At 53.9% G+C, this 6,956-nt stretch carries 8 protein-coding genes; 5 read left to right on the top strand and 3 right to left on the bottom strand.

Features of this window, described 5'->3' with window-relative positions; translation table 11 throughout:
• The first annotated feature begins 153 nt into the window (after window positions 1–153).
• The 5 genes from nrdR (at window position 154) to nusB (ending at window position 3,932) form a co-directional block, all read left to right on the top strand.
• On the top strand, window positions 154–609 hold the full coding sequence (nrdR, locus tag MED297_RS14555; RefSeq protein ID WP_008046209.1) for a transcriptional regulator NrdR: 456 nt from the start codon (window positions 154–156) through the stop codon (window positions 607–609).
• Window positions 610–620: 11 nt separating this feature from the next.
• Window positions 621–1,709 (top strand): bifunctional diaminohydroxyphosphoribosylaminopyrimidine deaminase/5-amino-6-(5-phosphoribosylamino)uracil reductase RibD, encoded by a 1,089-nt coding sequence (gene ribD / locus MED297_RS14550; RefSeq protein ID WP_040557434.1) that lies wholly within the window; start codon window positions 621–623, stop codon window positions 1,707–1,709.
• An 89-nt stretch (window positions 1,710–1,798) separates the two neighbouring features.
• Complete coding sequence (gene ribBA, locus MED297_RS14545) at window positions 1,799–2,911, top strand: bifunctional 3,4-dihydroxy-2-butanone-4-phosphate synthase/GTP cyclohydrolase II (RefSeq protein ID WP_040557271.1); 1,113 nt, start codon at window positions 1,799–1,801, stop codon at window positions 2,909–2,911.
• Window positions 2,912–2,998: 87 nt separating this feature from the next.
• Window positions 2,999–3,475 carry a 6,7-dimethyl-8-ribityllumazine synthase gene (ribH, locus tag MED297_RS14540; RefSeq protein ID WP_008046203.1) on the top strand — a complete coding sequence of 159 codons (477 nt, stop codon included), beginning with the start codon at window positions 2,999–3,001 and terminating at the stop codon, window positions 3,473–3,475.
• Window position 3,476: 1 nt separating this feature from the next.
• Window positions 3,477–3,932 (top strand): transcription antitermination factor NusB, encoded by a 456-nt coding sequence (gene nusB / locus MED297_RS14535; protein ID WP_008046197.1) that lies wholly within the window; start codon window positions 3,477–3,479, stop codon window positions 3,930–3,932.
• A gap of 51 nt (window positions 3,933–3,983) precedes the next feature.
• Here the strand turns inward: nusB and MED297_RS14530 are convergent, their stop codons facing one another.
• The 3 genes from MED297_RS14530 to dppC are packed head-to-tail and all read right to left on the bottom strand — an operon-like array spanning window position 3,984 to window position 6,865.
• Window positions 3,984–4,988 carry a peptide ABC transporter ATP-binding protein gene (locus MED297_RS14530; protein ID WP_008046195.1) on the bottom strand — a complete coding sequence of 335 codons (1,005 nt, stop codon included), beginning with the start codon at window positions 4,986–4,988 and terminating at the stop codon, window positions 3,984–3,986.
• A complete protein-coding gene (gene dppD / locus MED297_RS14525; RefSeq protein ID WP_008046194.1) occupies window positions 4,988–5,965 on the bottom strand; it encodes a dipeptide ABC transporter ATP-binding protein in 978 nt (325 codons plus the stop codon). Before dppD ends, MED297_RS14530 begins: the two co-directional genes overlap by 1 nt.
• 9 nt (window positions 5,966–5,974) lie before the next feature.
• Window positions 5,975–6,865, bottom strand: coding sequence for a dipeptide ABC transporter permease DppC (gene dppC, locus MED297_RS14520; protein ID WP_008046193.1), 891 nt, complete (start codon window positions 6,863–6,865; stop codon window positions 5,975–5,977).
• Between the last annotated feature and the right edge of the window lie 91 nt (window positions 6,866–6,956).

The following is a 6,956-nucleotide window of genomic DNA, read 5'->3' as shown; positions in this document are numbered from 1 at the left end:
GCGCAACCGCTTTTTTAAGCCACCGGAGAAAAGTCAAGCGGTTTTTCCGGTAAAATATGGCGCAATTTGCGTTGTTGAAATATGCATCACATTTTTCCATTCTGTAACATTTCGGATTACACTCACACCCCGTTCGATCAATGAGAAAACACCATGCATTGTCCGTTTTGTAATACCCAAGACACGAAGGTGATCGATTCCCGTCTGGTCGCCGAAGGTGAACAGGTGCGTCGCCGCCGGGAGTGTAATGTCTGTGGTGAACGGTTCACGACCTACGAGACGGCGGAACTGGTGATGCCTCGGATTGTGAAACAGAACGGCAATCGCGAACCCTTTGATGAAATGAAGCTTAGGGCGGGTTTGCAACGCGCGTTGGAAAAACGCCCGGTGGCGGTTGAAGACATTGAAGCGGCCATTACCCGGATTAAACAGGCCATCCGCGCTACTGGTGAGCGGGAACTGCCGTCAAGAATCCTGGGGAACTTTGTTATGGATGAACTTAAAGAGCTGGATCAGGTGGCTTACGTTCGCTTTGCATCCGTTTATCGAAGTTTCCAGGATCTGAACGAGTTTCGCAGTGAAATTGATCGGCTCGAAAAGAAAGACTGATGGTGATGTCGATGACCTCTCACGACGCTTGGATGGCTCAAGCGCTTAAGCTGGCGGCACGAGGCCGCAGGACCACCACACCGAACCCGAATGTGGGTTGCGTGATTGTGCGGGACGGCGAGCTTGTCGGTTCCGGTTATCACCGCAAAGCCGGTACTCCTCACGCCGAAGTACACGCACTGGCCGAGGCCGGATCGAAAGCTCGTGGCGCGACCGCCTATGTCACCTTAGAGCCATGCAGCCATTACGGCAAAACACCGCCTTGTGCCGATGCGCTGATTAAAGCCGGTGTTGCCAACGTCGTCTGCGCCATGACCGATCCGAACCCTCAGGTTGCCGGCCAGGGTTTGGAAAAACTCAGAAATGCAGGCATCGAGGTCATCTCGGGCGTACTCAATGCTGAAGCAGAGCGGCTAAACCGGGGCTTTCTGAAACGTATGCGCACCGGGCGTCCTTGGCTGGTAGCCAAGATGGCGGCCAGTTTGGATGGTGGTACGGCGCTTGCCAACGGTGACAGCCAGTGGATTACCGGGCCAGAAGCGCGTCAGGATGTGCAATCCGGTCGTGCCGATAGCTGCGCCGTGGTCACTGGGGTGGAAACGGTGGTTGCCGATAATCCATCGTTGAATGTCCGATTAGATGGAGCCGATCGTCAACCGGTTCGGATTATTTTGGATACTCAGGCCCGCACGCCGGTGCCATCGACTATCGTGACCCTTCCGGGACGGACGGTCATCATCCATGGCGCTCAAGCCAACCCATTGTCATTAGAGCGCTTGCAGGCCGCCGGTTTTGAGTTGGTGGAAATGGCAACCGCCAACGATCATATCGATTTGCCGGCGTTTTTGTCCTGGTGTGGTCAGCAGGCCTTTAACCGTGTTTGGCTCGAAGCCGGCGCAACCTTAACGGGTGCCTTTGCCGAACAGGGGCTGCTGGATGAGCTGTGGTTGTATCAGGCACCCATCATGCTTGGCGGCGCGACCCGGCCCGTAGCCGATTTTCGATTGGATTCACTTAAACAGGCCCATCGCTTTGATGTTGACGATGTTCGCTTTGTCGGAAAGGACATTCGCTGGCAGTTGTTGCCCGCTTTCCCTTGATTTTAGCGCTGTTGACGACATAATCCGTGCAGCTCGACAGACCTAGCCGTCTGCGGTCTGACCAAACACTATTTGAAAGAGTGACTGCCGTGTCTCTAAACACCACTGAAGAAATCATCGAAGACATCCGTCAGGGAAAAATGGTTATCCTGTTGGATGACGAAGACCGTGAAAACGAGGGTGACCTCATCGTAGCCGCGGAAAAAGTAACTCCCGAAATCGTGAACTTCATGGCGTCTAAGGCCCGGGGGTTAATCTGTCTGACCCTGACTGGAGACCGATGTGACTTTCTTGGTCTTCCTCCGATGGTTCAGGCGAACCAGGCATCGCATGGCACACCGTTTACGGTGTCAATCGAAGCCAGCGAAGGCGTGACAACCGGGATATCCGCCGCCGACCGTGCCCGGACTATCCGGGTTGCCGTGGATCCGAAGTCCAGTCCGGAAGACATCGTGCAGCCAGGGCATATTTTCCCGTTGCGTGCGCAACCCGGCGGTGTTCTCAGCCGAGCCGGTCATACCGAAGCCGGTTGTGATCTGGCTCGGATGGCCGGACTGATACCGGCCGCAGCCATCGTCGAGATCATGAACGAAGACGGAACGATGGCACGATTACCTGACCTGAAGCTTTTCGCTCAGGAACATGGACTGAAGATCGGGACCATTGCCGATCTGATCCATTACCGCATTCTGAATGAACGTACGATTCACGAAATCGATGCGCCAACGCTGCAGACCAAGTCCGGTGAGTTTTCGGTGCGGGCCTATCGGGATGACATTACCGGCGGTACTCACCTGGCACTGAGTGTTGGCGGACCGTTTTCCGAAGACGAACCAACGTTGGTGCGTGTGCACGTTACGTCTACACTGAAAGATCTGCTGGGTGTTCAGGTACCGAACCGACTCAGCTGGACACTGGATTCGGCCATGGCGAAAGTCGCCGAAGAGGGCAAAGGTGTTGTCGTTCTGCTCGATGTGCAGGAGTCGATCGATGTGGAAACGGAATTGTGCATGCTAAGCGGCAATAAGAAGCAGCCCAAAAACCCGAATGTGGACAAGTATGGCACTTACAACACCATTGGCACCGGATCACAGATTCTTCGCGATCTGGGCATTGGTAAAATGCGTTTGTTGAGTTCACCAACCCGGTTTGGCGGAATTTCGGGCTTTGATCTGGAAGTTGTTGAGTTTATTGAGCGCTGATCTGCCAGCCACTGATTCATCCCACTGACGCGTCAGCATGGGAACCCGGCTTTGAAGCCGTTAACTGAAGGTTAGGAATTGAATACGATGAAAGTTATTGAAGGTGATTTTTCCTCTAACGATGGCCGTTATGCAATTGTTGTCACTCGTTGGAACAGCTTTGTGGTAGATCATCTGCAACAGGGTGCGATTGATGCTCTGAAACGCCATGGCATTGCCGAAGATCAGATCACACTGGTGAAGGCACCGGGTGCCTATGAGCTGCCGCTCGTTTGTCAGCGCTTGGCGGATTCCGGCGAGTACGATGCCATTGTTGCTCTGGGAGCGGTAATTCGCGGTGGTACGCCGCATTTCGATTACGTCGCCGGAGAAGCGGCGGGTGGTTTAAACAGCGTGGCATTGACGGCAGACATTCCGGTCGTGTTTGGTGTCTTGACCGTCGACTCGATCGAACAGGCCATTGAGCGCAGCGGTACCAAGGCCGGCAACAAGGGCGCTGAAGCTGCCGAAGTGGCGCTGGAAATGGTTAACCTGATGGCACAGATTCCGACTGGAGGGGCGTGACATGACCGGACAGAAACTGAACCCGGCCTTGCGTCGAAAAGCCCGTCGCCTGGCGATGCAGGCATTGTATCAGTGGCATGTGGCCGATCAGTCTGTGACGCAGATCGAAGCGGAGTTCCTCACCGATAATGACGTCAGCAAGTTCGATAAAGACTATTTCAGTGAAGTACTGCGTGGTGTGGCTGCGTCCAAATCAGAGTTAGACAGTCATGTAGACAAACACATTGATCGCGCACTGAAAGACCTCACACCTGTTGAGCTGGCGATTTTGCGTATGGGTGCCTATGAGTTTCTGCATCGCATCGACGTTCCCTATAAGGTGATTATCAATGAAGGGGTCGAGCTGTCTAAAACCTTCGGTGCGAATGAAGCCCATCGGTTTGTAAACGGTGTGCTGGATAAGCTGGCTCAGGACCTCAGATCGCCGGAAGTCCAGGCTGGCAAAGCAACGGACTGATATGTGAAATAAAAGAAATCCCGCCGAGGCGGGATTTTTTGTGCCTGAAACTTATTCGTTCAGATAATCAAGACGACCTTCATCGTAACCAAAGCAACGAATCAGAGTGCCTTTATCGTCTTCCACCAGTTCTGGTGTCGCGTGCTTACAGCGGTCATTGGCGTACTGACACCGTCCGTGAAAAGCACATCCTAAAGGTGGGTTCATTGGCGACGGCAGTTCACCCGGTAAGCGAATCTTTTCAATGCGCTGTTCCGGATTAATGCGTGGTGTAGAGGACAGCAGCGCCCGTGTGTACGGATGCTTTGGCTGGCTGAAAATCTCGTGTGTCGGACCTTGTTCCACTACGCGGCCGAGATACATCACCATCACCTCATCAGCGATGTGCTCAACGACGGAAAGGTCGTGTGAGATGAAGATATAAGCCAGGCCGAACTCTTTCTGAATGTCCATCATCAGGTTCAGAACCTGCGCCTGAACGGACACATCCAACGCCGAGACCGGTTCGTCCGCGACGACCACTTTCGGGTTCATCATCAAACCGCGGGCAATGGCGATCCGCTGGCGCTGACCACCGGAAAACATGTGCGGGTAACGATCATAGTGCTCGTGTTTCAGGCCCACTTTTTCAAGCAGGTACAGCGCACGCTCCTTGCGACTGGCTGGATTCATTTCGCTGTTGATAACCAATGGCTCTTCGAGAATCTGACCAATTTTCTTACGTGGGTTCAGAGAACCGTACGGGTTTTGGAAAATAATCTGGATCCGTTCCCGGGCTTCTTTTTTATCTTCGCCGGTCAGCGTCAGCAGGTTTTTACCATTGAACTCAATGCGTCCGGCGGTTGGCGTTTCGATCATCGTCAACTGGCGCGCCAGCGTAGATTTACCGCAGCCCGATTCTCCGACCACCGCCAGAGTTTTGCCCGCTTCAACTTTGAAATCCACACCATCCAGCGCTTTGACCACACCTTTCGGTTTAAAGGGACCCTGTGACACTTCGTAATGTTGTTTGAGCTCAGACCCCTGAAGCACAATGTTCTTTTCTGATGCAGTCATCAGGCAGCATCCTCCTGTGTCAGTGGTTTAAAGCAACGAACAGCGTGGCGCCCGGTGGTGGCGATCAACTCCGGTTCTGACTGTCGACACTTATCTTCAACATAAGGACAGCGAGGGTTCAACAAACAACCCTGAGGCCGGTCGTTGGCACCGGGCACAACCCCCGGGAGGGCATCCAAGCGAGCTTTGCCGGCGGCGGATTCAGGCAGCGATTTCAGCAGTGCTTCTGTGTAAGGGTGTTGTGGATTACGGAACAACTCCTCCGCAGGACCGGTTTCCACAACCTGTCCGGCGTACATCACCACCACTCTATCGGCGGCTTCAGAAACCAGCGCCAGGTCGTGAGTGATCAGGATCAGCCCCATGTTTTTCTCGCGTTGGAGCTCAAGCAGCAGGTCGATAATCTGAGCCTGAATGGTGACGTCCAGAGCGGTTGTTGGTTCATCGGCGATCAACAGTTTTGGATCGCAGGCGACGGCCATGGCAATCATCACCCGCTGACTCATCCCACCAGACAGCTGATGAGGATAAACATTAATCCGTTCTTCCGGCGCAGGAATACCCACCTGGCGGAGCAGTTCAATGGCTTTTGCCTTGCGTTCTTTTTTAGAGCCACCCTGGTGGACGGCAATGGCTTCCATAATCTGGTTGCCAACGGTAAAGCAGGGGTTCAGGGCCGTCATCGGGTCCTGGAAAATCATCGCAATGTCATCACCGGTGATTTTCCGACGGGCTTTATCTTTCATTTCCAGCAGTTTCTGGCCTTCGAAGTCGAGCTGGTCGGCGAAAACTTTGCCGGGAAAATCGATCAACCCCATTAAGGCCAGCGAGCTGACCGATTTTCCGGAGCCGGACTCGCCGACGATTCCAAGAACTTCGCCCGCATCGACGTCATAACTGACGCGGTCAACCGCACGGAACGGGTTATCACCGGTCCCGAAGGTGACCGACAGGTTTTTAACAGATAACAAACTCATACCGGTCTCCTATTGTTTCAGTTTCGGATCGAGAGCATCGCGCAGGCCATCACCCATCAGGTTGAAAGCCAGAACGGTCGTCAGAATCATAAGACCAGGGAAGGTCACCACCCACCAGGCACTTTGAATGAACTCTCGGGCGGTAGACAGCATGGTGCCCCATTCCGGCGAGGGTGGTTGTGCACCCAGACCCAGGAAACCCAGCGCTGCCATGTCGAGAATGGCGTTGGAAAAGCCCAGAGTGCCCTGAACAATCAACGGTGCCAAACAGTTTGGCAGGATGGTAATGAACATCAGGCGCAACGGATTAGCGCCGGCAACACGCGATGAAATGACATAATCCCGGTTCTTTTCCGCGAGTGTCGATGCTCGGGTTAATCGTATGTAATGCGGCAGGTAGACCAGCGACAGCGCCAAACCGGAGTTGACGATGCTTGGACCTAATACCGCAACAATAGCGATCGCCAACAGCAGAGCCGGCAGCGATTGAAGGATGTCACTCAAACGCATAATGGTGGTATCGACAATGCCACCAAAATAGCCTGCGAGCAGGCCGAAGCAGATGCCCATTATCATGGACACCATGACAATGACCAGACCGATGAGCAGCGATAACCGCGCACCGTGCATCAGGCGTGACAGAATGTCGCGGCCAACCCCATCGGTGCCGAGTAAGAACTGAGCTTGCCCACCCTCGGCAAAAGCTGGAGGTGTCAGAATGAAGTCTCGAAATTGTTCAGTGGGTGAATGGGGTGCCAACACATCGGCAAGGATCGCCATCAAAACAATGAAGACCACATAGCCGAGCCCCATCACCGCGCCGCGATTCTGTCGGAAGTAAAACCAGAACTCGGCGAGCGGTGTGCGTGGCCCCTGAACACTAACAGTAGGTTGTGTCATGAAGCCTCCTATTTCGCGTGACGAACGCGGGGATTGATAATGCCGTACATCAGATCCACCAGTAAGTTAACAACAATGATGATCGTCGCGA

This window comes from Reinekea blandensis MED297 (assembly GCF_000153185.1).
Lineage (GTDB): Bacteria > Pseudomonadota > Gammaproteobacteria > Pseudomonadales > Natronospirillaceae > Reinekea > Reinekea blandensis.
Note: the sequence above shows the minus strand (reverse complement) of the source record. Positions and strands in the feature narration are given on the sequence as shown.